This window comes from Streptomyces sp. NPDC085937 (assembly GCF_044540535.1).
Classification (GTDB): domain Bacteria; phylum Actinomycetota; class Actinomycetes; order Streptomycetales; family Streptomycetaceae; genus Streptomyces.
The window spans coordinates 112,841-136,864 of record NZ_JBITSH010000002.1; the positions used below are offsets into that span (position 1 = coordinate 112,841).

Sequence of the window (24,024 nt, forward strand, 5' to 3'; positions counted from 1 at the left end):
CGCTCCCGCTCGGGCCGCTCCTGCTCTGGCCGCTCCCGCTCGGGCCGCTCCTGCTCTGGCCGCTCCCGCTCGGGCCGCTCCTGCTCTGGCCGCTCCCGCTCGGGCCGCTCCTGCTCTGGCCGCTCCTGCTTCGGGGGGCGACCCCGTCCCGAGAGGCGGTCCCGCCGCGCGGGGCGGGGCGTCCTCGCGGGGCGGGGCCGTTCGTCTCCGCGTGCCCGGACAGGGTGGTCCCGGCCCGCGGGGCGGGCCTGCTCGGGGTGCGGCGCGCCCCCGTCACGACGCCGGGTCATGCTGTTCTGTTCTCCTCGGGAGGCGGGAGCGCGAGGCTCCGGTCCGACACACCATGGTGGGCCACGGCGGGGGAGATCACGCGCGGACGCCCCCGGAGATCATCCGGGCGGCCCCCGGGACGACCCGGGCGGCCGCGCGGGCGAGCCGGAGCCGCCCGCGACGCCGGGCCGGCCCCGCCCCCGGCAGACCCGGGCGGGCCTGTCGGGTGGTCGTGCCGGGCGGCCCGGGGTTTCCGGGCGGACCTGGGGTACCCCTAGGTGATGTCCCTGGACAATCCCCCTCAGGACAGACGCCGGGAACTCCTGTTCCGTTCCAGGAGTCGGTCAGGAAGGGACAATGTGTGAGGGATCACCGAGCGGGTGGAGCGGATGGAACGGACTGAGACGGCAGACACCGAGGAGCGGGACGCCGACGGGCGGCAAACCGGCGCCGGCACGGCGACCAACCGCGCGATGACGACGTTCAGCCCCGCGGACGAGGAGAAGCAGCGCGGCGTGCGCCGCATGAAGCTCACCGCCACCGGCCTGCTGCTGTTCGTCGCCGTCGTGTACGTCCTCGCCAAGTGGGCCTCCCACCAGGGCGCCGGCGCCTGGGCGGGGTACGTGGCCGCGGCGGCCGAGGCCGGCATGGTCGGCGCGCTCGCCGACTGGTTCGCCGTCACCGCCCTGTTCCGGCACCCCCTGGGCCTGCCCATCCCGCACACCGCGATCATCCCCACCAAGAAGGACCAGCTCGGCACCGCCCTCGGCGACTTCGTCGGGGAGAACTTCCTCTCCGAGGACGTCGTCCGCCGACGGCTGCGCGCCGTCGGCATCGGCAGCAGACTCGGTGCCTGGCTCGCCGTCCCCGAGCACGCCGACCGGGTCACCGCCGAGGTGTCGGCGGCGCTGCGCGGCGCGCTGACCGTACTGCGCGACTCCGACGTCCAGGCGGTCGTAGGGGAGGCCATCACCCGCCGCGCCGACGCCCAGGAGATCGCGCCCGGCATGGGCAAGATGCTGGAGCGGATCGTCGCCGACGGCGGCCACAAACGCGCCGTCGACGTCGTCGTCAGCCGCGCCCACGACTGGCTGGTCCTGCACGGCGACACCGTGATGGACGCCGTCCACGGCGGCGCCCCCGGCTGGACCCCCAAGTTCGTGGACCGCAAGGTCGGCGAGCGCGTCTACAAGGAGCTGCTGCGCTTCGTCACCGAGATGCGCGACATGCCCGGCCACCCCGCGCGCGGGGCACTGGACCGCTTCCTCACGGACTTCGCCACCGACCTGCAGTCCGACACCGACACCCGGGCCCGCGTGGAGCGCCTCAAGGGCGACATCCTGGGCCGCAGCGAGGTGCAGGACCTGATCGCGTCCGCGTGGACGGCCGTACGGGGCATGATCGTGTCGGCGGCGGAGGACGAGCGCAGCGAACTGCGGCTGCGGCTGCGGGCGTCGCTGCTGTCGCTGGGCGCCCGGATGTCCCTCGACACCAAGCTGCAGGGCAAGGTCGACGGCTGGCTTGAGAGCGCCGCGGTGTACGTGGTGACGACCTACCGCAAGGAGATCACCAGCCTGATCACGGACACCGTGGCGAGCTGGGACGCCGAGCACACCACGAAGAAGATCGAGGCCAACATCGGCCGCGACCTTCAGTTCATCCGGATCAACGGCACGGTGGTCGGCTCCCTGGCCGGCCTGCTGATCTACACGATCTCGCGGGCGGTGGGCGCGTAGCCGAGGGGCCGCCGCGAGCCGTGTCCCCGAGGGGACGAGGGGCCACCGCGCGGGCCGTGCCGGTCGCCGCTCTCCGCCCGGTGCGGGCCCCGCCGCACCCGCCCCGGACCGCGCCGGGCGTGAAACCGGCGGGCACGGGGCACAAGGGACTCACTTCGCCGAGGAGGGAGCCCATGGCCACCGCGCAGTCCGGGTCCGGACGCACCATCACCACCAGAATTCCCGCCCGCCTGGACCGCCTGCCGTGGTCCCGCTGGCACTGGTCCATCGTCATCGGTCTGGGCACCGTGTGGATCCTCGACGGGATGGAAGTCACCATCGTCGGGAACATCGCGGCCCGGCTGTCGGAGCCTGGCAGCGGACTCCCCATCACCTCAGGGGAGGTCACCGGCATCTCGGCCGCCCTCTACGTGACGGGCGCCTGTGTGGGCGCCCTCTTCTGGGGGCGGCTCACCGACATCTACGGCCGCAAGAAGCTGTTCCTGATCACCCTCGCCGTGTACCTCGCGGCGACCGCCCTGACCGCCCTGTCCTTCGACACCTGGTGGTTCTTCCTCTTCCGCTTCCTCACCGGCTTCGGCATCGGCGGCGAGTACGCGGCCATCAACTCCGCGATCGACGAGCTCATCCCGGCGAAGTACCGGGGGCGGGTGGACCTGCTGATCAACGGCAGCTACTGGCTGGGCGCGGTCGGCGGCGCGCTGCTGTCCATCGTCGCCCTGGACACCTCGATCTTCCCGGCGAACGTCGGCTGGCGGCTCACCTTCGCGCTGGGCGCCGTCCTCGCCCTGGTGATCCTCCTCGTACGGCGGCACGTCCCCGAGAGTCCACGCTGGCTGCTCATCCACGGCCGGGACGACGAGGCGGAGCAGATCGTCGGCGGCATCGAGGAACGCGTCACGGCCGAGGGCGGCAAGGAGCTGCCGCCCGCCGAGGACGAGATGACGATCCACCAGCGCAGCCGCACCACGTTCACCGAGATCGCCCGCACCGTCTTCGGCCGCTACCGCAGGCGCTCCACCCTCGGCTTCGCCCTCTTCATCGGCCAGGCGTTCCTCTACAACGCGATCACCTTCGGTTTCGGCGCGATCCTCACCCAGTTCTTCGACGTGCCGTCCGGGAACACCGGCTACTACTTCGCGGTCATCGCGGCCGGCAACTTCCTCGGCCCGCTGCTGCTGGGCAAGCTGTTCGACACGGTCGGCCGGCGCGTGATGATCTCCGGCACGTACGTGCTGTCCGGCGCGCTGCTGTTCGGCACGGCGTGGCTGTTCGACCGGGGCTCGCTCACGGCGGCGACGATGACGGCCTGCTGGTGCGTGGTGCTGTTCTTCGCCTCGGCCGGCGCCTCCAGCGCCTACCTCACGGTCTCCGAGATCTTCCCGATGGAGACCAGGGCCATGTCCATCGCCTTCTTCTACGCCCTCGGCACCGCCGCGGGCGGCATCAGCGGCCCGCTGCTGTTCGCCGAGCTGACCAACACCGGCAAGGTCGGCGACACGGTGCTCGCGTTCCAGATCGGGGCAACCCTGATGGTCGCGGCGGGCATCGTGGCGGCGCTCCTCGCGGTGAACGCGGAACGGCGTTCCCTGGAGGACATCGCCACCCCCCTGTCGGCGGCCGAACCGCATCAGGCCCCGGCCCGGCCCTGACGGGACGAACCGGGGCCGGGCCCTGGCGGGACGAACCGGGCCGGGCCCTGGCGGGACGAGACGGGGCGCGGATGGAACACACCCCGCCCGCGACGGCCGGCGGGGTGTCAGCCCCGTCGGTCGGCGACCGCCCACGACGCGAGGGCCACGGCGCCGGCCACGCCGAACACGGCGGGCCAGGCGCCGACCTTCTTCGCCAGCGGGTGCGACCCGGCGAAGGCGGCGACGTAGGCCACCGACAGGGCGCCGGCCGCCGCACCGCCCGCGCGCTGTCGCCACTGCTGGGCGGCGGCGACCCCGGCGGCGGCGAGGACGACACCGCCGAGCTGCCGCTTACGGGTCCAGCGGGCCACGCCGTACCCGCCGACGAGCCCGCTCGCGGCCACGACCGAACTGGGAACCTTCGCCATGCCTGCTGCCTCCTGCCACTGCGCCCCGCTCGGGCGGGGTCCACGGACTCCGAGGCTAACCCTCCCGGCGACGCCCCCCGTCACCAGCCCCGCGCCAAGACCCACGGACCGGCCGACCCCAAACTGAGTCTTCTCTTGTCAACTTTCCTCCCCATCGGCTATATAAGGAATTGACCCGTAGGGCATCGCACCGATGACGCCACAGAGAGGAGTGGACTGTGATGCTCATGCGTACCGACCCCTTCCGTGAGATCGACCGCCTCACGCAGCAGGTGTTCGGCCCGGTGACCCGCGCCTCGGCGATGCCGATGGACGCCTACCGGTCGGGGGACGACTTCGTCGTCCACTTCGACATCCCCGGCATCGACCCGGAGACCATCGAGCTCGACGTCGAGCGCAACGTCCTGAACGTGCGCGCCGAGCGCCGCTCGCCGGCCCCCGAGGGCGCGGAGACGGTGGTCGCCGAACGGCCGACCGGCACCTTCACGCGCCAGCTGTTCCTCGGCGACACCCTGGACACCGAGCGCATCGACGCCTCGTACGACGCCGGTGTCCTGACGCTGCGCATCCCGGTGGCCGAGGCGGCCAAGCCGCGCCGCATCCAGATCACCGGCGGCGACCGCAGGCAGCTCACCGGCTGACCGCCGCCCACCCCTTCCACGCGTCCCGCGGACCCCCCTCCCGCGGGACGCGCCCACGCGCCGTACGCCCCCGGCGGGCGACGGACCACCGGCCCCCTCACAACCGAACACCGCAGAAGGAGAGGAGCTTCGGATGACCACGCTGACGCCGCGCAAGCCCGCGGTCCCGCAGCCGGGAGGGATCATCCCGGCCGAGACACACCCGGCCCAGGACCCCGCCTGGCGCCAACTCGTCGACACCGTACGGGAGGCCGGGCAGTACCCGACGCGGTCGGAGGCGGAGAGCGTCACCCGCGTCGTCCTGTCCGCCCTCGGCGGTCACGTCGTCGGTGACGAACGCGTCGACCTGGCCCGCGCCCTGCCCGAGGAGGCCGCACGGGTGGTCGCCTCGCAGATCCCGGCGACCCGCCCGCTGACGGCGGCCGAGTTCGTCGACTCGGTGGCGGCCCGTATCGAGGGCGCGACCCCGGCCACGGCCCGCTGGGACGTCAGCTCCGTGCTCAGCGTCCTGCCCCCGCTGGTCGGCGACGAGCTGGTGACCCGCGTCCTCGCGCAGCTGCCGCCCGGTTACGCCCTCCTGTTCGGCCGGGCGGAGCTGACACCGGCGTGACGGCCACGCCGTAGCTCCCTTCCTCACGGGCGCCCCGTGCCGCTCCGGCGGGGGCGCCCGTCGCGCGTGCCCGTCGCGCGTGCCCGTCGGCGGGCGAGGAGCATACGGTCGTACGCATGACGGCCGACCACTTCGCGGGGGACCCGCGCACCAACCTGGAGCGCATGCTCGCGGGCGACCTGTACATCGCGGACGACCCGGAGATCGCCCGCCGGCAGCGGCAGGCCATGCGGCTCGCGTCCCGCTACCAGGACGCCTACCTGGACGACCCCGCCGAGGCCCGGACGCTCCTCACCGAGCTGCTGGGCTCCGCGGGCGAGGACATCGACGTACGCCCGCCCCTGTACGTCGACTACGGCAGCAACATCAGCATCGGCGCGCGGACCTTCGTCAACTACCACCTCACCGCGCTGGACGTCGCCCGCATCACCATCGGCGAGGACTGCCAGATCGGCCCCAACGTCCAACTCCTCACCCCCACCCACCCGGTGGAGCCGCAGCCCCGGCGCGACAAGCTCGAGGCGGCCCTGCCCATCACCATCGGCGACAACGTCTGGCTGGGCGGCGGCGCGATCGTCTGCCCCGGGGTGACCATCGGCGACAACTCGGTCATCGGCGCCGGCGCGGTGGTCACGAAGGACGTCCCGGCGAACGTCGTGGCGGTCGGCAACCCGGCCCGCCAGGTCCGCTCCCTGTGAACACATGGCCACCGGGCACGCCGACCCCCGCCGCCGCGAACGCATCCTCGCGGCGGCGCTCGACCTGATCGCCGAGGGGTGCGTCGCGGGCGTCTCCCACCGCAAGATCGCCGCGCGGGCCGGGGCGCCGCTCGGCTCGATGACGTACCACTTCACCGGGATCGACGAGCTGCTGCGAGAAGCGTTGGCGGGGTACGCCGACCACGTGGTCGCGTCTTCGAACGGCACCTCGCGGGCGCCGCGACCCCGGAGGAGGCGCGCGGGGCGGTCACCGACCTCGTCCACACCCTCTCGGAGGGCCCGCGCCGCGACTTGATCCTGGTGCGGGAGCTGTACACGCTGGCGGCGCGCCGGGAGCCGTACCGCGCGCTGTGCGTCCGGTGGATGCGCCGCAGCCGCGCCCTGCGGGAACTGCACTTCCCACCGGACACGGCACCCGGCTGGACGCCCTGATCGAGGGCCTGGCCCTTCACCGAGCCCTGGACGACGACCCACCGGGGCGGTCGCTGAGGCGGGAGGCCGTGGGGAGGATCACGGGAGAGGGACGAGGGGGTGTCAGCCCAGCAAGTTCCAGACGACGGCGGAACGGGCCTCGGCGACGAGGGCGTCGAAAGCGGCGTCGGTGTTCGCGAGGGCCTGCGGCTGCTGTGTGGGTTCCACCGGGGTGATGCGCCACAACGGCTCACCACCGGGGACGGCGGCGACCGCCGGGAAGCGTAGGTCGCCGGCGATCCACAGCACGCCCCGTCCGTCGGTCATACTCAGCCACACATCGTGCGGGACCGCTCCCTCGAACATCGCGGCGACGCTCTTGTCCGGTGCCAGTAGCAGTAGACGGCGTGCGATCGCCGTCCCCTTGATCTTTTCGATCCGGCAGGGCCACACCTGCCAACGGCTGGTCTCGAGAACGCGCATCATTTGGGCTGGCTCTTTCCGCACGAGCCAGATGTAGCTGGGCGGCACGATCAGGAGGGTCCAGACCGCCGGCATGAGCAAGGGCCAGAGATCCTGCATCACTGCGCTCAGGACGGCACTGAGGACGAGGAAGAACGCGGTCAGTTGCCACATCCCGCTGAGCGTGTTTTTCCTGTCCTGCCCCACTTGCGCCCGGACGCCGGGCGTCTCGGCGGCGGGCCGGGGTGATACCTGATATCCGTACTCCTCGGCCAGCATGCGTTCCCCCGAAGTCTCCGCTGCGCCTGGTGAATGAACGCATGGTAGGACAGCGTGCCGGTACGGCTCCAGACCACAACTCGGTTGCCGAACTCACGACTGGGGTTCCGCGTCCGCGGGTTCCCGCTGCTCTCCCTCAGCACTTTCGTGGGAGTCCTTTCCGACATCCGGTATGTCGAGAGCTGGTCACGCGGCTTTACCGTGCGGGCACATTCAGTTCCGGTACCGACCGGGGCGGACCTACGGCGGAAGGCGGATCCAGCAACCGGGTCGGCGCTTCCGCGGGGAGCTAGCTCCCAGTCCGACCACCGCACGATGCCCCCACAGCGCTGCACGACCACGGTCAGGAACCCGCAGCAGCCGCCGGTGCACTCCGGTACGCCCAGCTCCAGCCGGCGCGCTTCCCCGGTCGCCCGCAGCGGGCTGGGGTGGCCTGCCGGCAGAACGTCGGCCGCGTACGGGCCGCGACCTCCCTCGTCGACCCCTTCCTCGATCAGGTCCTCGCCGCTGACCAGGAACCGCACCGTAGCCGCCCAGCGGGGCCCGGGGGCAGCACCTTGATCTCCAGACGGTCGAACATCCGGCCACTGCAGGGCGCGTGCGGCGGCGGGCTCCGGGCGAGTGCCTCAGCTCAGTGTCATGTGCACCAGGTCGATCTCCGCGTCACGGGCCCGCGCGAAGCACCGGCTCTTCCCCGTGACGACGAAGCCGCACTTCTCCAGCACGCGCAGGGAGCGGCGTTGTCGGCGGCGGCGTGCGCGTGCAGTGGCCGGGCGGGCTCCAGCGCGGTCAACTGCGCCAGGGTTGCGGTGGCGACGCCCTTGCCCCGGTGCGACCGTCAGACGACGTAGGTGACCTCGCGCTCGGACGGCGGGCCGGACGCGGCGGCGTGACCTGCCTCTTCACCGTCCACGTCGACGGTCCGCACGAGCACGGCCGGGTCCGCGCGCACGGTCGCCCAGTGCCGGTCGAAGTGGCCGCGGTCGTAGTGGTACTTCCTTGTCACGGCGGCCATCCGCTGCACCTCGGGATCGGTCAACCGTCCCCAGTAGACCGGCAGGTCACTGTCCTCGACTTCGCGCAGGGATATGGCCACGTGGGCAGACTCACTCTCCAGGAGATAGGCATTCATGGGTGGCCGGTTCAGCCCAGGCGCGGTGGCAGGGGACGGGGTCGCCCTTTCGGCGAGAGGAACGCCCGGGGCAGGCGCTGGAGCCGCGCCCGCCCCGGAGCCGGCTCAGAGCTGCCGGTAGTAGACCGCTGTCGGCAGCGCCGTGCACCCGAGGCGCTCGTAGAGGGCGCGGGCGGGTGCGTGGAAGGGGTCGCCCCCGGTGCCGATCTCGACCACCTCCGCGCCGAGGCTCCGCATGTGCGCGAAGGCGTGTTCGCACAGGGCGGTGCCGAGGCGGCCGCGGCGGTGCTGTGCCGAGACGGCGAGATGGCTGATGCTGCCGTTCCGGCGGTCGGAGTCGACGCTCCAGGCCACGTAACCGGCGGGGCCATCGCCGTCACCGGCCTCGACGACCGCGACGTACAGGTGCCGCTCGGGGGCGTGGAGTCCGCGGACCTCGCGACGGTAGTCGTCACGCCAGTCGCCGTGCTGGTTGGCGAAGACGGTCTCACCGACGAGAGGGCGGAAGGAGTCCTCGTAGAACGGCCGGAACGTCTCGATCGTCAGGTCGGTCAGGGCCGTGAGGTCCTGCGGGGTGAACGCGCGGATGAACATGGGAGTGCGCCTTTCGGGCTGAGGGCTGGACACCCAGGGGGAGAAGGGCTGGGTCGGCCCGCTCCCGGCCGACGGGGTGGCGGCGAGCGGGGCCCTCAGTGACGCGTACGCAAGGCGGCGAAGCACTCCATGCCTCCCAGCGTAATGCCGACGGGCGGAACGGGTGCCGGCCGGCCGCGGCGCCGCCGTAATCCGCACGACGGGTGGTGATCCGGCCGGTTACGGTGTCCTGCCGGAACGAGGGGGAGGCGTACGGTGAGCCAGAACTACGACGTGGGTGACGAGACGCTGTGGAACCCGTCCAACGGGGTCTCCCGCATGTTCCAGAGCCAGGTGGCGGTCTTCGAGGCGGAGCTGGGACAGCCGTCGGGTGTCGGACCGATGGCGAACGACGAGTGCCAGATCGCCCCGGACACCTTCGAGACCTTCGTCAACGCCCTCCTGGCACGGCACCGAAGGACGACGCACGGCGTCTGGCTCGCGCTGGCCGAAGGTTTCGTCGCCACGGTGCTCGTCCTGGCCGAACGCGCCGCGATCACGGTGGACTGGGAGGAACTCGGGGGCGCACCGCAGGGCCCGTTCGAAGACGTACAGATCTCCGCGCTCACCGGGATGTCCACCCCCGCGGACGGCGCGGCATGGGCCGCCGGGCTTCGTGCGAGGACACGGGAGCTGGGTCGGCACATGGCGCGCTGACCGACCGCGGTCCGGCCGTCCTGTCGTACCGCTGCCTCCCGTCGCGGACGGTCCTCTTAATCGATTGCCGCCGCTCGTTCCGGTCCGATAAGAAGACCGCATGTTGAAGGGAACCAGGGTCGGGCTCAGGGACCGGCACGAGGACGACATCCCGATCCTGCGGGCCGAGCTCTACAACGACGTGGTCAACGCCGCGCGGGCCGAGGGCGCGCCGTGGCAGCCGGTCACGTCGAAGGACCCCCGCCTCGCCGTCGACTACGCGGCCGACGGGGTCGTCCCCTTCTCCGTGGTGGACCTGGAGAGCGGCACGCTGGTCGGCACCGCGAACCTGTGGGGCATCGACAGCCACAACCGCAACGCCCACATCGGCCTCGGCCTCCTGCCCGCCGCCCGCGGCAAGGGCTACGGCACGGATGTCGTGGCGACCCTGTGCTACTACGGCTTCGTCGTGCGCGGCCTGCACCGCCTTCAGATCGAGACGCTGTCGGACAACGAGGCGATGATCCGCTCCGCCGAGCGCAACGGCTTCGTGCGGGAGGGGGTGCTGCGCAACTCGGCGTGGGTGCTGGGGGAGTTCATGGACGAGGTGGTGCTCGGGTTGCTGGCGGGGGAGTGGAAGGCGGGTGGGGTGGCGTAGGCGGGTGAGGTGGTGCCGGACGTCGGTCGCCGTAGGGCGACATGGGTTCACCCGGCCCTGAGCGCCTGAACGAAGACGGTCCAGGACCGTCCCGTCACTGTGACGACCGGGCCGTCGACCTCCTTGGTGTCCCGCACATGTGCTCGCGCCGGCGTCGCCGCGAACGCCACGCACTCACCGCCCGCGCCGTTGCTGTACGAGGACGTGTGCCAGACGAGTGCACGGCCGGTCGGCGCTGCGGTGCTCACTTCGAGTACTCCTTCACGACGGACTGGATGAGCCGGACGGACCGCTGAGGGCTGAGGGCCGCCGCACGCAGGCCGTCGAACGCCCGCGTGTACTCACGGACATGGTGCTCACCTTCCAGGTAGACAGCGTCCGTGATGCCGTCCCGGTACACCAGGTCGGGATCCTCCGGCGCCGGGAAACCGAGCATGGTGAATGAGCCCGTCGCGGGGTACGTGCCCGAGTCGAAGGGGAGCACCTGGAGCGTCACGCTCGGCAACTCGGCGGCTTCCAGCACTCCTGCCAGCTGCTCCCGCATGATCTCCCGGTCCCCGATGACGTTGCGCACGGCACCCTCGTTCACGATGAACCAGGCCTCGGGTGCGTCGGGTCGCGTCAGCATCTCCTGGCGTTCCAGTCGTACACGTACGGCGCGGTCGATGTCCTCGGCCGACATGTGGGCGCCGGTCGTGTGGAGTTCGCGGGCGTACGCTTCGGTCTGCATCAGGCCCGGCAGCAGCTCGCACTGGTACTGGCGGAGCGTGGAGGCGTCCTGCTCCAGGCCGATGTAGATGTTGAACCACTCGGGGACGCCCGCACCGTGCACCTGCCACCATCCGCGCGTTTTCGCATCGCGCGCCAGTGACTTGAGGAACTCGCGCAGCTCGTCACTCGTGTCGTAGAAGCGGCAGAGCGCGTCGACGTCCGAAGGCTGAACCCTGCCGCTGCCCGTCTCCATGCGGTTGACCTTGGAACCGCTCCAGTCCAACGCCTGGCCGACCTGCGCACAGGTCAGTGCGCTCTTCTCCCGGAGCTTTTTCAGCTCGATCGACAGACGCCGACGGCGTGCCGTCGGTGAACCGGCCATCTTGTTCCCCTCAACCCTGCGGTGCGTAGCGAGAGTCAAGTCTGCTGCCAAGGGGGCTGCCTGCCAATCACACGGAAGTGGGAATCCCGCCGTGCACATTGCACGGCGGGATGCGCTGGCCTCATCCTGGGCAGGCAAGGGCGACAGTGAGTGACATCTCATGACGCTCCGCTGCCGGGCGGGTTGGTGTGGACAACGATGGGAGAGGCCCTTGAGTCAGGAAGCGTGGCCGAAGCGAGTTCCGTGGAGCATCGAGTTCACTGCCCAGCCCGAAGAGGTGGCAGCCCTGAGGCGAGTCGTCCGTCTCTGTCTTGCGGCGTGGAATCTGAACGGGTTGGTCGATGCGGCACAGCTCTGCGTCAGTGAGCTCGTTTCCAATGTCGTCACCCACGTCGGGCCCGGCACGCCGGGGTCACTTGTGGTGTCCGTGAACGGCGCGTATTTGCGCATCGAGGTCCACGACCCCGACACACGGGCCCTGCCCGCCCTCGTGAGTGCCGACATCGACGCCGAGTGCGGACGGGGCATGGCGCTCGTCGAGGCCCTCACCGACCGCTGGGGCGTCCAGCTTCACGAGGACCGCAAGGTGACGTGGTGCGAGCTGGTCACCGGACTCGCACCGTCGGCCGGCAGGCCGGTGGACCCGTCGGTGTCGCGCGCGGAGGCACTGCTGGACATGTACGCGACGTTGAGGCCGCCGACCTGTCGCTACGAACCCGGGCTCGGCAGGGTGGGTCGGACAGTGGCGGAGGAGTCCGTGATCGACGTCGTCACGGACTTCCTCCGCTGGCTCAACGTCAATGGCTGCGACGCGGACGATGTGCTCGACCGCGCGCAGAGCCGCTATGAAGCCACTTCGTCCCAAGGTCCGAGGTGAGGCCGGCTTCAGCTCGCCAGTATGTGCTGGAAGTACCCCACGGGCGGATCATCCGGAGTACCGACCAGCAGTGCCCGATCGAGCAGAATGTTGTTGTGCTCGCAGCTCGTCTCCGGCAACATCACGCAGGCGTGGCAGGCGGCGAGGTTTGTGCCGGTGGCGGACACCTCGGTCTCCATGCACAGCGGGTCGGAGGAACACCACTCGGCACGGCGGACGGCCGAGCGCACCGTGCGGTCGAGAAGATCCGGTTCGCCCTGGACGACGAGACCACCGAGGCTGCCCGCCGAGTCGCTCGTCGCCGTGTAGATGAGCACCCCGGCCATGTCGTCCGCGGCGTAGAGGCGCTCGCGCAGAGAGGCTGCCGGATACCCGGCCTCCAGGCTCCACTCGTTGATGAGGACGTGGGCCAAGGTGTGCAGCAGGACCATCCGAGGGCTGGCCGGGGACGGGACGGCACGGCTCGGGTCGTCGGCCCGCTGATCCAGCACCCGCTGGTGGGCTGTCCGCATCCGCTCGACCCGGGCCGCCACCGCTGTCGCCTTCTCCCAGGTGCCAAGCCGGTTCTCGTCCAGGCGGAGGAAGACTCCCTCGCCGCGGACCTCCATGGCCGGAAGCCAGCGCAAGGGGCTGTCGGAGAGCGGCATCTCCTTCGCGTCGGTCGTCGACTCTGCGTCGACGAGCCTGGTGAACGCCTTCAGCGCACGCACCTCGCGGAGTTTCTTGACCAGCATCGGGCCGGTGACGCCGAGCGGGTCGAGCACGCTCCGGTCGCCCAGGGGGGTCTCGCAGACGAACTGCTCGTCGCGGGAGTGCTCGCTCTCGTCGTTGCCGGAGCGCAGACGTTCGTACTCCTTGTTGCGCAGGGCGCGGTAGCGATGGTCGAAGGTGGCGGGTTCACCGCCTTCGGGATCCTCCTCGCGTTCCGCGTCGAGCAGCGTCATCACCTCGTCCAGGGAGAGAGGCCACGATCCCTCGGTGAAGACGGCATCGAGATAGATTTCGACGGCCTCGCGGGTCTCGTACTTCCTGAGCTTCTCCCAGTGGCCGGCCAACGGATCCTCGCGACTGTTGCTCCACGGCGGGATGGAGAGCGCCGACTTCAACACCGGCTGCCACACCGAGGAAGAACCGCGCTGGAGCGTCCGCAAGGGCAGTCCGCACTCCTGGTCCGGGGCGGACGTGCCGAGCCATGGGCGGTGACCCCGGCACGTCAACCCCAGGTCTTTGAGCGCGTTCTTGCGGAAGGAGCCTTCCATCGACACCTCGGGTGCCCTCCCGCAGGTGCAGGAGACGATGATGGAGCGGAGCGATGACGTGCGACCGGACGAGCGCATTTTCAGTTTCCCCCCGCACTTGCCGACCGTTGTGGAACCACGGTCGGTCGTGCGGTGCACCCACTGCCGGTACGGGAACTCACCGAGGTGCCCGGCTTCGCAGGCGACGACGAAGCGGGAGGGAACGAGGTCCACCTCGCAGGTGCCGCAGACACTGCGACCGGCGGGCGGGTTGAAGTCGCGATGGTGCTGCAGCTCGTTGCACTCGGGGCACGAGTGCATCAAGGGGAAACGGCGCACCCGGAGGCCGTCCTTGCTGGTGTCGTCGGAGGCGGGAGGCAGCCGGAAATGGTCGACATCGAGGAGCCTGGCCAGGCGTCGCTCGTAGATCTTCGGAGATTCGTCGGCACGCCAGCTCCGGTCTGCCTCGTCCAGGCCCGAGACGACGAAGGACTCGTGGTCGACGGCGATGAGCGAGCCGACGCCGTACGTGGTGATCACCTGGGCGCGGCGAATCTCACCGCGTCGCGGAAATGAGTGGGCGGGCGTAGCGCCGTTCGCTCCGTGCCGGCGGCGGCGAGGGGGCGGGGTCATCGTGTTCCCTCCATGAACAGGGCGGACTCGGCGTCGACGTCGCGCAGGCTCCACAACGTGGGCCACGCCTCGGCACCCTCGGACTCGTCGTCGAACGCCTTCAAGAGCGAGGGGGCGCGATCACCCCTCTTCGGTTCGAAGAGCAGGCGATTGTGGGTGCTTGCTTCATCGCGCCACCACTCGACGAACTCTTCGAAAGAGTCGGAGACCGCGTCGGCCTCGGTCTCGGTGACCGCGAGTACACGCTCCATCAGCAGCGGCTTGACGCGGTCCTGAAGGACGTTCACGTAGGACTCGACCTCGCCGGCGCCGTCGTTGGGCCGCGCGGCCGGGATCAGGATGCGTGCGAGGGCGACGATCACCGCGTGCAGGCCCCGCTCGCGGGCGCGGGCGGAGAACGGTGTCACGGAGGTGGACTCGACCTCGCGGTAGAGGGCGGAGTGGAAGTGCTGGAAGCTCTCGTAGTGGGATCGGTCCCGGGCCCGCGTGGAGTTGAACATGACCGCGACCAGACCGGGGTGCGCGCGGCCGACCCGGCTGGTGGCCTGGATGTACTCGGCGGTCGTCTGGGGCTGACCCATCACGGCCATCAGCCCCAACCGGTCCACATCGACGCCCACCGCGATCATGTTGGTGGCGAGCAGGACGTCCACGGTGTCCTCGTCGGGGAGCCTCTTCTCGATGCCCTTTAGCCGTGTGGGGATCTCGCTCGCGTCGATCCGACTGGTCAGCTCCGAGTAGTTGGCGACCGAGCGCACGGGGACGCCATCCCGCTCCGCCAGCAGCTCCAGGTAGGCCACCACGTCGTCGTGGACCTGGAGTTCGGCCGCAGAGAGCAGGCGCAGGCTGTTGAAGTAGCCGACGAGGCTCCAGTACGCGTCGCGCACCTCGTCCTTGGTCTCCGCCTGCCTGGCCCGATGCAGCAAGGTGGCGTAGGTGCGGATGAGCAGGGTGGACTGGCTGGTCCCGGGGGCCAGAAGGCCGACGTAGCGGCGGCTCGCCTTCTCCTCACGCGGTGTCTCCACGGCGAACCAGGAGTCGCGGGAGTCCAGACCTGCGGGCGGGAACTGGCGGACTTCGCGCGCGAAGAGGTGACGGCCCTGGTCGGCGGCGCGACGGATGGTCGCCGTCGACGCGATCACCTTGGGGCAGCCTGCCAGCGCGTCCACGGCGGTCTCGTAAAGGCCGGTGAGGGTCCCCAACGGACCCGAGATCAGATGGAGCTCGTCCTGGACGATGAGCTCCGGAGGAGGCGTGCCGCCGTCGGGATTGTCGCGGTTGAAGAGCGCGGACGTCGCAGGGCGCCACGGCATGGAGGCGAACTTGTCGACGGTGGCGATCACCAACGTCGGGCGTGCGGCGTACACCGCCTCGTCGATCAGGTGGACGGGGAGGCCGTCGGCGAAGTCACAGTCCGTGCCGGGGCAGCGGACGTACATCCGCTTGGCGCCCTCGTCGACTGTGTAGTTACGGGCGTCGAGACGGGTCCCGCACCAGGGGCAGGCATGCAACTGGACGGGGTTTTCGGTGGCGAGCCGCTTGTCCAGGTTCGCGCGCAGCTCGTCGAGCTTGGCATCCGCCTCGGCCAGCGTGTTGGGCGTGGCCGAACGGCCCACCCACATGCCGACGGAGAACTCCTCCGGCCCCAGCTCGGGCGTCCGGCGCCGCATGTTCTCCATGGCGCAGAGCAGGATCGCCGCGCGTTCGAACTGCTGAAGCGTGAGCAGCCGCAGCGTGTAGCGCATGATCACGGTGACCCCGCCGCCGTCCGCGCCCTTGCGAATACGGCGCAGGAAGGACGTGAGGGCGATCAGTCCCAGGTATGCCTCCGTCTTGCCGCCACCGGTGGGGAACCAGAGCAGGTCGGAGATCTTCCGGTCGTCGTGCTCGGGGTTGTCGATGCCTGCCAGGCAGAGCAGCACGAAGGCGATCTGGAAGGGGCGCCACCTGCCGGCTGCCGGATCGGGGGCGCCGACGCGTCCGCCCTTCACCCAGGCGCTGCGGGCGCGCTGGTCTGCCATGGCACGGTTGGCGAGCCGGAAAGCCCTCATCAGGTCCGGCTTCTCGCGGAGCAGCTCGATGCCCTCGCGGATCCGACCGAGAGCCTCGCGACACGCCTCAACCTGGATCCGCGCGGGGTCCCCATGGGTGTCACCGGTCAGCGCGTCCGCCTCGTCCTGTTTTCGTGCGATCCAGCGCTCGTATCCCGTGGCGAGCCCCTCCAGGGCGGCCAGCACCTCCGCGTCGGGCTTCTCGGCCAGCCCCAGCATGGACAGCGTCGAGTCGTCGATCTCCGGATTGGAGTCGGTGAGCAGTACTTCCACGCTGGGCACGAAGTCGCTGCGCACTTCGGGGACGCCGGCCTTCTCCGTGTCGGTCACGCCGATCGGTGAGGGTTTCCAGTCCCACGTTGCGGCGCAGCCGTGCCCGACGGCGAAGGTCGGGGCGTGCCGGTGCAACAGCCGACTGGCGGCGATCTCCGGGTCGTGGGCGGCGGACGGGGCGGGGCGCTCGACGAACGCGGTGGAGCCGTTGGCGGCCCGGACCGTCAGGCCGCACTGGAACAGGGAGAAGGCGTCCTGGAGATCCCACTCGCCGACCTTCTGGGTGTTGATCAGCGTCACGGTGATCGTGACCGTGCCGGTGGTCGGGTCGGGGCGTCGGACGATGACGTGCAGCGCGACCTTGCCGGGGACGAGGTCGACCGGTCGGGCGGGAGCGGACGCCCTCACGGCGATGGACCGGTCCGGGATCTCGAGCACCCTGCGACGCCACCGTTCCCGCTGTTCGGAGGTGGTACGGGCTTCGGCCCGGCGGGCCTCGACGAGCTTGCCCTCGGCGTCGGTGGGCTCGTAGACCGCCGCACGGGCCGAGACCACGATCGTGTCGCTTATGGTCGGGTCGACAGCGAAGGTGAGACCCATGGTCGACGGACGCCTGTCCCCGGAGCCGGCGACGTCCTGAGCCGGTCCGAACTCCTCGACGTCCTCACGCACGAGCACCGGCGCGACGTCCAAGCCGTCCTGTTCGGCGGCGATCTCGACCTCCCGCTCCTTGGAGGCCCGCGGATACAGCACCCCGGTCAGGTAGCGGTCGATCGGCGCGTCCTGAGTGAGGATCTCGTCCCGGTCCTCCGTCGCGGCGTCCTCGGTGGGGCCGAAGAGTTCGCGGCGGAGCCCCACGAGCAGTTCGTCGTCCCGCACCCGGTAATGCTCGGAGTGCCGGCCTGCCACGTGCGTCATGCTCGCTGCTCCTCGTTGTCGTCGGTTCTGCGGAACCGGCCGACGCCGGTGATCCGCGGGACGGCCCAGACACCGCGTTCACCGAGCCCGGCGTTGGCGCCGGCGGCGGTGCTGCCCGTCACGGTCTCCAGGGTGTCGATCCACAGGTCGTGGATCTCGTCGGGCCACCAGGGGTCCCAGGTACGGTTGACTTTCTGCACCCGGAAGAGGGCCTCGCGGAACCCTTGGGATGCCTCGCCGATCTCCCGCCCGTCGTGCAACAGGGCGTACGGCGGGCTCTGTGTCTCTCCCATCGGCAGGTCGTGACGTCGGCGCAACACCACCTTCTCGCCGGGGCGGACCCGTGCCAGGAGATACGCCTGAGTGGCGACGGCGTCCGCCTCGTGACCGGGCGGATTGTCCCGACACACGTCGCCCGCCTCGACGACCATCCCGTACCTGTCGTAGGACCGCCACGATCCGATGTAGCGGCGGCCGTCGCGTCGATGTCCCGCCCGCCTGAAGAGAGGAAGCTCGGGACGGGGGGCGTGGTACAGATCCTGACGGACACGCGTCATCGCCACGTACAGGGCCCGAGCCTCCGCTGGCAGATCGAGTTCGTCTCCGTACCGCTTGTGCAGCTCCGCGACGGTCGGTGGAGCCGGAACGATCACCCGGTCGAACTCAAGGCCTTTGGCGCGGTGCACGGTCGAGACGACGATCCGTGCGGTCTCCGGGTCGGCCGCCTCGTCGGGGAACCTGCCGTCGGCGACCGCGCGTCGCAGCCGGTCCAGGTCGATCACCCCGCGACCGGGCCCGCGTGCGACCCGACGTAGAACCGTCCACAGGGCGTCGGCGTTCGGCTCGTACGACAGGGGAATCCTCGCGAGGAGGGAGCGGAACCGGTCCTCGGCCAGGCCGGTTGCCTCCGTACCGCGCAGCAACTCGGCCACCCAGTACGGTACGGGACGCTCTTCGAGTGGACGTCGCAGCCGGTGCTGCACGCCGTGTGCGTGCAGCAGACCGGAGACGACAAGTGCCTCCTGGTTGTCGCGCGTGAGTATGGCGCAGGTGTCGGTGAGGTCCCGCAGACCGTCCAGGGTGAACTCGTCGTCGAGGGCTCCCACCGCGTTCGTCGGGTCCATAAGGAGGTCGCGCAGTTCGTCGTAGAGCGTCGCGGCCTCGTCCGGGTCGGTGAGCTGCTGGAGACGTGGACCGTGCGCGAGCGCGACCCGGGCCTCCTCCGTGGCGGCCCGGAAGTTGCGGGTGAGGTTCAGTTCCACGAGGTCGTCGGGAAACGAGCAGCGCAGCCAGTCGAAGAACCTTCCGGTCTCGTCGGCGCGCTCACCCGGGTCCGCGATCTGGAAGCCGTAGACGGACTGAGCCGCGTCTCCGACGACGGTGAAACCACAGGACTCCTGGTACCGGTCGAGGAGCGTCTCGACCAGCTCGCGGCGTCCGCCCAGGAGGTCCTGCACCTCGTCGATCACGACGTGCGCGGGCGGAACGGCGTCTCCGACCTCGAGCGCTCCCTTCTCTATCGCGCGGGCGGCGGCCGCAATCCTCTCGTCGAAGCCGACCACGCCCCAATCGCCGTCGGGGTGCGCCTGGAGCAGCACCTCGTACGCCCACGCGTCGAAAGTCCGCGCCCGTACCCGTTGGGCGCGCTCCCCGTGCCGCGAGATCCGCTCACGCAGCTCGCGGGCGGCGGCTCGGGAGAACGTGAGCACCAGAATCTCCGCGGCCTCCAGTGCTTCGTCGGGGTCCTCATGCCCACACAGCGCGTCGAGTCGGCGCACCAGGGTGTGAGTCTTGCCCGCGCCTGCTCCGGCGGTGACCAGGACGCGCGCGTCCCAAGGCTGCTCGACCACGGCCCGCTGCTCCTCGCTGAGCTGCGGGCTGTCGAGATAGGTGTCGGTCACTTTCTGCTCCAGAGGTGCTCGAACTCGGTGAAGGCGAGCTGGGTGTCGAAGTTGGCGATGTTGTCGTCGATGTTGAGGATCAGACAGGTGGGCTTGCCGCCGTTCCTGGGTCCGCGCAGACCCCGCCCGATCATCTGCTGGTACACGTTGGTGCTGTACACCGGACGAGCCACCACCACGACCCGGGTGGCGGGAGCGTCGAACCCCTGGGTCAGAACGCCGTAATTGGTGAGCACACGAATACGGCCCGCACGGAAGTCCTCGATCCGCTGCCGGCGATCCTGGTCGCTGGTGGTCGAGTCCACTGCCGCGGCGGTGACATCACGGTCGTTGAGCATGGCCGCCAGGTACTTGGCGTGGTCCACGGAGGTGGCGAACAGCAGGGTCGGCCAGTCCTCCGGAAGACCCGCCACCGCGTCGACGATGCGCCGACTGCGTGCGTGGTCGTCGACGAGCCGCTGCTCGGCGGAGCGGGAAAGCATGGCCATACGCTCGGAGTACGTCCTCTCGTCCTGCGTCAGTTCGATCTCGCCACCCGTGAGAGTGCGGTGCTCGACCTGGGCGAGCATCCCCCACTCCTGCAGGTCCCGGTACGGATCACCGGACGGGAAGACACCCTCGTCGAGCCGCCGGTTGCCGAAACGGGTGATCAGGCGGCTGGTCTCGTCCACGTTCCTGTTGCGGAACGGGGTGGCGGTGAGGCCGATCAGGTGCCGAGCGGTCTCGTACTGGGTGAGCCCCAACTGGTTGAGAATCCCGGTGTACCGCTTGGGAAGGGCGGTGTGGGCTTCGTCCACGATCACCAGCATTGCCTGCCGCAGCCAGGCGTACTGGTCGGTGCCAAGGCACCGCTCCAGCTTGGCGTCCGTGGCGACCACCAGATGCGGGTTCTCGACGACGTTCCCCACTTCCCGGCTGCTCCACAGCCGACTGATGGTGAGCGGACGTTCGGCACCCACCTTGCTCCAGACGAACTTCCAGCTCTGGACAGCTTGTTCGCACAGTTCCTCGGTCTGCGCGATCCACAGCAGCGGGCCCCCCAGATCGCCGACCCGCTTGACCCAGCGGATCACGGCCTCGGCCGTGACCCGGGTCTTCCCCGCTCCGGTCGGCAACGACAGCATGGCGCGCTGCGGTGCCAGCCGGTCGAGGAGGGTGGTGATATTACGGACCAGGTCTTCCTGGTAGTCGTGGAGCCGAGGGAAGTCCCGAGGACCGTCCACCGTCTCGAAGGCCGGGAGCGCCGGAGTTCTGGAACCGGCGAAGGCCACAGGCAGGCCAAGGTCCGAAACGAAGGCGACAGCAGCCGGCGAGCCGCCGTAGGAGACAGGGGCGTTCGGAAACCTGGACTGGATGTCGCGGGTGTGATGCTGAAGGACACCGTTCCCGTGCGCGTTGAAGGCCATCTGCGCGATCCGGTGCCCTGGAGGTTCCGCGCCGCCGGTCTCCTGCAGTTCGGCCTCCATCAGCCCGTCCGGCAGCCCGGTCCGAAGTGCCTCGGCGCCGATGAGCAGCTCTATCTTGGTGACGACGTCCTCGGCGTCGCGAACGGCCTTCCGGGCTGCCTTCGTCTCGCTGTCGCGCGCGATGCGTTCCTGGTGCTCCAGAACTGCTCGGCAACCTGCGGGGCCGAGCCCCAAGGCCAGTTCGCGGTCGATCAGCCGCAGCATGGGCTCGGGTTCCAGGGGGACACGGACCTTGATCGTCCCCCCCTGGAGTACCGCGTCCAGGGGGCGGCTCTTCGTACCGTTCTCGGTCCGGGTCACTTCCTCCAACTCGGTGCAACGCTGCATCGTTGTGTTCCGGTGGTCGATGCGCAACCGTTGACGTAGGGCGGGGAACAGATCCGTGAGAGCGACCGGATCACCGTCCGGGACCTCGCGGGTCTCCTTGGTGATGGCGTCGGCGTAGCGCTTCATCTGCCACTTCTCGACCATCAACTCGGCGTCCTCGGCGCTCGCCACCAACAGGGCGGGGAGCTGCTCCGCGCGCAGGGCCCGGTACTCGGTGGTGCCGACCGCCACGGTGATCTCGTCGTCGGGGCGGGTGCCCCAGGCGTCTCCGATCCGGCAGCGGGTCAGCGAGTCCTCGGGGAATGCCGCCTCGAAACGGGTCAGCATCACGTAGGTGTTACCGACGAAGGCGTCGTCCTCGCTCCTCAGCACCTGTGAGAGAAGCGCCTCCCAGTGCTCCGCCGGAACCTCGTCGACCGAGGTGGGCAGGCGCAGCTTGCGTGCCTTCTCCGGGGAGATGTCGGCGACCGGCAGCACGTCCCGGTGAGCGGCGAGCTGGGGTCCTACGGCCTCCGTCAGCGGCTTGATCCCCTTGGACGTGGCGACGGTTCCGTACTTCCTCAGCATCCAGCGGATGGGCGATGAGACGGCCCGACGGGTGCTCGTCTGGCCGCCGATCTGCCGCGTCCAGTTGTCCACCACGGCATCGTCCGGAAGTGCCTTGAGGAAAGCCGCACGGGACTCCTCCGAGAGCGACCGGAAGAAGTGCAACGGACCACCGATGGGCGAGCCCTCCAGCTTCATGCGCCTGATGCCGGGGCGGGGAGTGCCAGGGCCCAGGGTGCGAAGGTAGGACGCGTGGACGGCCTCCCGGTACTCCTCGAACCAGGCCTCGCCCTCCGGTTGGGTCGAGGACGACGGTCGTTCCCGCAGGCCGATGTCACGGAAGAAGGCGAGGTCGTCGGAGTGGAACCTCGTGTCGACGGCGATGCTCGGTTCGCGTTCGGCATGCACCACGACACCCGGCAACATGCAATCGCGTACCGGACGGAACTTCTGGTCCGCCGTGCGCACGCGCAGCTTCTCGCGGGCGTCCGGCACGTGTCGGAGCACCGCGTTGGTCAGGCGCCGCCCACCGGCCTGGCGGAACAGGTCCCAGAAGCGTTCCCACTGGGTGTCGGTGTATTCGTCGAAGCCCTGGTCCAGCACGCTGATGAATCGGCCTTCGGCGTCTGCCTCGCGGATCCCGAGGAGGTTGAGCGCGGAGGCGAGCCCCCGGTCCCGCGCTATCTCGTTCACCACATAGGTCAAGGACTCCCGCAGGCCGCCCTCCTCGGCGCGGCGGAACACCTGGCCGGGCACGGGAGCGACGAGGCCGTGCTCCTCGGTGAGGACGATCTTCGCCTTGCGGGCCTCCTCGGCGTGCGGCGACCCGGCCTCGATCACCGCGGCGAGAATGCGGATCGCCGACGCCGACGCCTCGGCGGTGCCGCACTCGACCAGTGCCTCCAGCCACTCGCGCACGTCGGCCCGCTTGTGCCCGGCAGCGCCGAGAATGTGCTCGACCTTGCCGGCGCGCAGGACATCGGCCTCGGCGTAGGGGTGCAGCCAGCCCGAAGGGCGGCCGGGGGACTGGTGCCACATCCGCAGCCAGCCGAGGCTCCGGTCCTTGTCGAGACGCGGCGGAATGCGCAGCTCCGTCGGGACACGCAGCACGCCCTCCTGATCGGGCAGCGACGGACGTACCGCGGCCTTCTCCCATATCTCCTGGGTCAGGAACGCGTCGGCCCAGCTGATCGCTTCCTTCACACGTCCCGGAAGCAGGGGAAGGTAGGCTGCGGGGTCCTCGGCGGACGCCAGGCGGGGGAGCGAGTCGACGACCAGAGCGGCCGAAACCCTGATCATCTCCTCGTTGAACGGCGAGGAGTCCAGCAGGTTCTGTCGGTCCTCGTTGGTTTTCCAGGCACCGTTGAGGATGCCGCTCAGGGACATCTCGTACTTGGTCGGGAAGAAGGACCAGAACCGGCCCCGCCCTCGCGGGCTCACGAGAAGTCCGCTCTTCGGGTCCTTCTCCAGCGCCGGCACCGCCCAGGCGAGGTCGAGGGTGAGGCGATCGTGCAACTCGCCGGCGTCGGCCCGGGCAGCGGGGCCGGGTTCGTGGGTGGTGGCGAAGACGCGCCAGCGGGCAGTCGCCGTCGGCTTCCCCGTCCGCTCCTCGATCACGGTGTGCAGGTCATCGGACTGTTCGGTCGTCAGCACGCGTCGAACGGTCGAGCGGGGCCTCCGGTCTTCGAGGACGACCTTGGCGACATGCGGGGAGAGGAGCTGGAATCCGATCGGAAACTCCTCGCGGGCCGCGCCGGTGTCCGTCCGTCCACCGCACATGTCCAGCGCCAGCCTGCCTGCAGTGCCCTTCAGCAGCGGCAGGCGGACGACGGTCGTGGCCCAGCTCAGCAACTCGTCCAGGACGGGGTCCGCGGCACGCTCGGTGGCATCGTCGAGGGGTCGGGCCATGCGCAGGACCGGTGCTTCGAACCGCTCGCCGAGGCGATCCCGCACCCCGGGCACCGACCGGATCCTCTCGAAGGCCCATTCGCGATCGAATCCGAAGGAGCCGGTACTGCTGAAGAACTGGGGGGTGTCGGTGACGACCAGAACGGATTTCACACCCACGCCGAATCGCCCGATCTGGCCGCCGCGCTTGCGGGACATGCTCATGCGCAGAATGGTCTCCGCGCCCTCCGGAGTCACCGGGGATCCCTCGTTGGCGCAGTAGAGATGCGTATCGGTGAGAACGACCTGGACGGTACCGCCCGGCTGGTCGGCAATTTCGTCGGCTGCGTTCTGCACAAGTTCGAACAGTTGACGGTCCCCGTATCCCCCTTGAGTGATGCGGCGTTCTCCGTTGGCGTGTTCAGGAATGAGGCCCGGGTCGACCTCGTAGGTCTGCAAGACGCGGGACGATTGTTCGAGAATGGTCGATATGACCGTGCGCGGAGAATCGGACATCACGGCTTCACGGCTCCTGCGGTGAATGGATTTGTGGACAGGGGGCAGA

The 24,024-nt window shown here is 70.0% G+C and carries 17 protein-coding genes and 2 pseudogenes; 9 read left to right on the forward strand and 10 right to left on the reverse strand.

The annotated features are described in order from the left end of the window. Positions 1-659: 659 nt before the first annotated feature. The gene (locus tag ACIF8S_RS04030; protein WP_399997164.1) at positions 660-2,006 is read left to right on the forward strand and encodes a DUF445 domain-containing protein; all 1,347 of its coding nucleotides are present in this window, start codon (positions 660-662) and stop codon (positions 2,004-2,006) included. A gap of 173 nt (positions 2,007-2,179) precedes the next feature. Continuing rightward, positions 2,180-3,658, forward strand: a complete 1,479-nt coding sequence (locus ACIF8S_RS04035) for an MFS transporter (protein WP_399997165.1) — start codon at positions 2,180-2,182, stop codon at positions 3,656-3,658. Positions 3,659-3,765: 107 nt separating this feature from the next. Here ACIF8S_RS04035 and ACIF8S_RS04040 read toward each other — a convergent pair whose 3' ends face one another. Beyond that, the gene (locus tag ACIF8S_RS04040; RefSeq protein ID WP_024885410.1) at positions 3,766-4,068 is read right to left on the reverse strand and encodes a hypothetical protein; all 303 of its coding nucleotides are present in this window, start codon (positions 4,066-4,068) and stop codon (positions 3,766-3,768) included. Positions 4,069-4,289: 221 nt separating this feature from the next. On the opposite strand from ACIF8S_RS04040, the gene ACIF8S_RS04045 reads away from it, so the two are divergent. The 4 genes and pseudogenes from ACIF8S_RS04045 to ACIF8S_RS04060 all read left to right on the forward strand — a co-directional run. After that, positions 4,290-4,709, forward strand: coding sequence for an Hsp20/alpha crystallin family protein (locus ACIF8S_RS04045; RefSeq protein ID WP_399997167.1), 420 nt, complete (start codon positions 4,290-4,292; stop codon positions 4,707-4,709). 133 nt (positions 4,710-4,842) lie between these two features. Then, complete coding sequence (locus tag ACIF8S_RS04050; RefSeq protein ID WP_399997168.1) at positions 4,843-5,319, forward strand: DUF2267 domain-containing protein; 477 nt, start codon at positions 4,843-4,845, stop codon at positions 5,317-5,319. 116 nt (positions 5,320-5,435) lie between these two features. Continuing rightward, entirely contained in the window at positions 5,436-6,017 is a 582-nt protein-coding gene (locus tag ACIF8S_RS04055) for a sugar O-acetyltransferase (protein WP_399997169.1), read from the forward strand. A 4-nt stretch (positions 6,018-6,021) separates the two neighbouring features. Continuing rightward, positions 6,022-6,562 (forward strand): annotated as a pseudogene (locus ACIF8S_RS04060) (TetR/AcrR family transcriptional regulator); the annotation flags it as partial. Between the two features lie 10 nt (positions 6,563-6,572). On the opposite strand, the gene ACIF8S_RS04065 reads toward ACIF8S_RS04060, so the two are convergent. The 3 genes and pseudogenes from ACIF8S_RS04065 to ACIF8S_RS04075 all read right to left on the reverse strand — a co-directional run bounded on the left by ACIF8S_RS04065 (position 6,573) and on the right by ACIF8S_RS04075 (position 8,916). Continuing rightward, positions 6,573-7,190: a hypothetical protein gene (locus ACIF8S_RS04065; RefSeq protein WP_399997171.1), complete on the reverse strand. Its 618-nt coding sequence runs from the start codon at positions 7,188-7,190 to the stop codon at positions 6,573-6,575. Positions 7,191-7,816: 626 nt separating this feature from the next. Next, positions 7,817-8,322: pseudogene (locus ACIF8S_RS04070) on the reverse strand (GNAT family N-acetyltransferase). Positions 8,323-8,427: 105 nt separating this feature from the next. Further along, entirely contained in the window at positions 8,428-8,916 is a 489-nt protein-coding gene (locus tag ACIF8S_RS04075; RefSeq protein WP_399997173.1) for a GNAT family N-acetyltransferase, read from the reverse strand. A 255-nt stretch (positions 8,917-9,171) separates the two neighbouring features. On the opposite strand from ACIF8S_RS04075, the gene ACIF8S_RS04080 reads away from it, so the two are divergent. Continuing rightward, positions 9,172-9,612 (forward strand): DUF6086 family protein, encoded by a 441-nt coding sequence (locus tag ACIF8S_RS04080; protein ID WP_399997174.1) that lies wholly within the window; start codon positions 9,172-9,174, stop codon positions 9,610-9,612. A 100-nt stretch (positions 9,613-9,712) separates the two neighbouring features. After that, a complete protein-coding gene (locus tag ACIF8S_RS04085; RefSeq protein WP_399997176.1) occupies positions 9,713-10,249 on the forward strand; it encodes a GNAT family N-acetyltransferase in 537 nt (178 codons plus the stop codon). A 47-nt stretch (positions 10,250-10,296) separates the two neighbouring features. On the opposite strand, the gene ACIF8S_RS04090 is transcribed toward ACIF8S_RS04085, so the two are convergent. Further along, complete coding sequence (locus ACIF8S_RS04090) at positions 10,297-10,497, reverse strand: DUF397 domain-containing protein (protein WP_399997177.1); 201 nt, start codon at positions 10,495-10,497, stop codon at positions 10,297-10,299. After that, positions 10,494-11,342, reverse strand: a complete 849-nt coding sequence (locus ACIF8S_RS04095) for a helix-turn-helix domain-containing protein (protein ID WP_399997179.1) — start codon at positions 11,340-11,342, stop codon at positions 10,494-10,496. The genes ACIF8S_RS04090 and ACIF8S_RS04095 overlap by 4 nt, the downstream gene beginning before the upstream one ends. 211 nt (positions 11,343-11,553) lie before the next feature. On the opposite strand from ACIF8S_RS04095, the gene ACIF8S_RS04100 reads away from it, so the two are divergent. After that, positions 11,554-12,219, forward strand: a complete 666-nt coding sequence (locus tag ACIF8S_RS04100; protein WP_399997180.1) for an ATP-binding protein — start codon at positions 11,554-11,556, stop codon at positions 12,217-12,219. 8 nt (positions 12,220-12,227) lie between these two features. Here the strand turns inward: ACIF8S_RS04100 and drmB are convergent, their stop codons facing one another. The 4 genes from drmB to ACIF8S_RS04120 are packed head-to-tail and all read right to left on the reverse strand — an operon-like array spanning position 12,228 to position 23,975. After that, entirely contained in the window at positions 12,228-14,090 is a 1,863-nt protein-coding gene (gene drmB / locus ACIF8S_RS04105) for a DrmB family protein (RefSeq protein WP_399997182.1), read from the reverse strand. Next, positions 14,087-17,332, reverse strand: a complete 3,246-nt coding sequence (locus ACIF8S_RS04110; protein ID WP_399997183.1) for a helicase-related protein — start codon at positions 17,330-17,332, stop codon at positions 14,087-14,089. The genes drmB and ACIF8S_RS04110 overlap by 4 nt, the downstream gene beginning before the upstream one ends. After that, positions 17,329-19,233, reverse strand: a complete 1,905-nt coding sequence (locus tag ACIF8S_RS04115; RefSeq protein WP_399997184.1) for a UvrD-helicase domain-containing protein — start codon at positions 19,231-19,233, stop codon at positions 17,329-17,331. The genes ACIF8S_RS04110 and ACIF8S_RS04115 overlap by 4 nt, the downstream gene beginning before the upstream one ends. After that, positions 19,230-23,975 carry a DEAD/DEAH box helicase gene (locus ACIF8S_RS04120; protein WP_399997185.1) on the reverse strand — a complete coding sequence of 1,582 codons (4,746 nt, stop codon included), beginning with the start codon at positions 23,973-23,975 and terminating at the stop codon, positions 19,230-19,232. Before ACIF8S_RS04120 ends, ACIF8S_RS04115 begins: the two co-directional genes overlap by 4 nt. Positions 23,976-24,024 lie beyond the last annotated feature (49 nt).

Bases quoted from the DNA above. Each gene is read 5' to 3' on its own strand.
- ACIF8S_RS04030 (WP_399997164.1), top strand. From the start codon at position 660: ATGGAACGGACTGAGACGGCAGACACCGAGGAGCGGGACGCCGACGGG.
- ACIF8S_RS04035 (WP_399997165.1), top strand. From the start codon at position 2,180: ATGGCCACCGCGCAGTCCGGGTCCGGACGCACCATCACCACCAGAATT.
- ACIF8S_RS04040 (WP_024885410.1), bottom strand. From the start codon at position 4,068: ATGGCGAAGGTTCCCAGTTCGGTCGTGGCCGCGAGCGGGCTCGTCGGC.
- ACIF8S_RS04045 (WP_399997167.1), top strand. From the start codon at position 4,290: ATGCTCATGCGTACCGACCCCTTCCGTGAGATCGACCGCCTCACGCAG.
- ACIF8S_RS04050 (WP_399997168.1), top strand. From the start codon at position 4,843: ATGACCACGCTGACGCCGCGCAAGCCCGCGGTCCCGCAGCCGGGAGGG.
- ACIF8S_RS04055 (WP_399997169.1), top strand. From the start codon at position 5,436: ATGACGGCCGACCACTTCGCGGGGGACCCGCGCACCAACCTGGAGCGC.
- ACIF8S_RS04065 (WP_399997171.1), bottom strand. From the start codon at position 7,190: ATGCTGGCCGAGGAGTACGGATATCAGGTATCACCCCGGCCCGCCGCC.
- ACIF8S_RS04075 (WP_399997173.1), bottom strand. From the start codon at position 8,916: ATGTTCATCCGCGCGTTCACCCCGCAGGACCTCACGGCCCTGACCGAC.
- ACIF8S_RS04085 (WP_399997176.1), top strand. From the start codon at position 9,713: ATGTTGAAGGGAACCAGGGTCGGGCTCAGGGACCGGCACGAGGACGAC.
- ACIF8S_RS04095 (WP_399997179.1), bottom strand. From the start codon at position 11,342: ATGGCCGGTTCACCGACGGCACGCCGTCGGCGTCTGTCGATCGAGCTG.
- drmB (WP_399997182.1), bottom strand. From the start codon at position 14,090: ATGACCCCGCCCCCTCGCCGCCGCCGGCACGGAGCGAACGGCGCTACG.
- ACIF8S_RS04110 (WP_399997183.1), bottom strand. From the start codon at position 17,332: ATGACGCACGTGGCAGGCCGGCACTCCGAGCATTACCGGGTGCGGGAC.
- ACIF8S_RS04120 (WP_399997185.1), bottom strand. From the start codon at position 23,975: ATGTCCGATTCTCCGCGCACGGTCATATCGACCATTCTCGAACAATCG.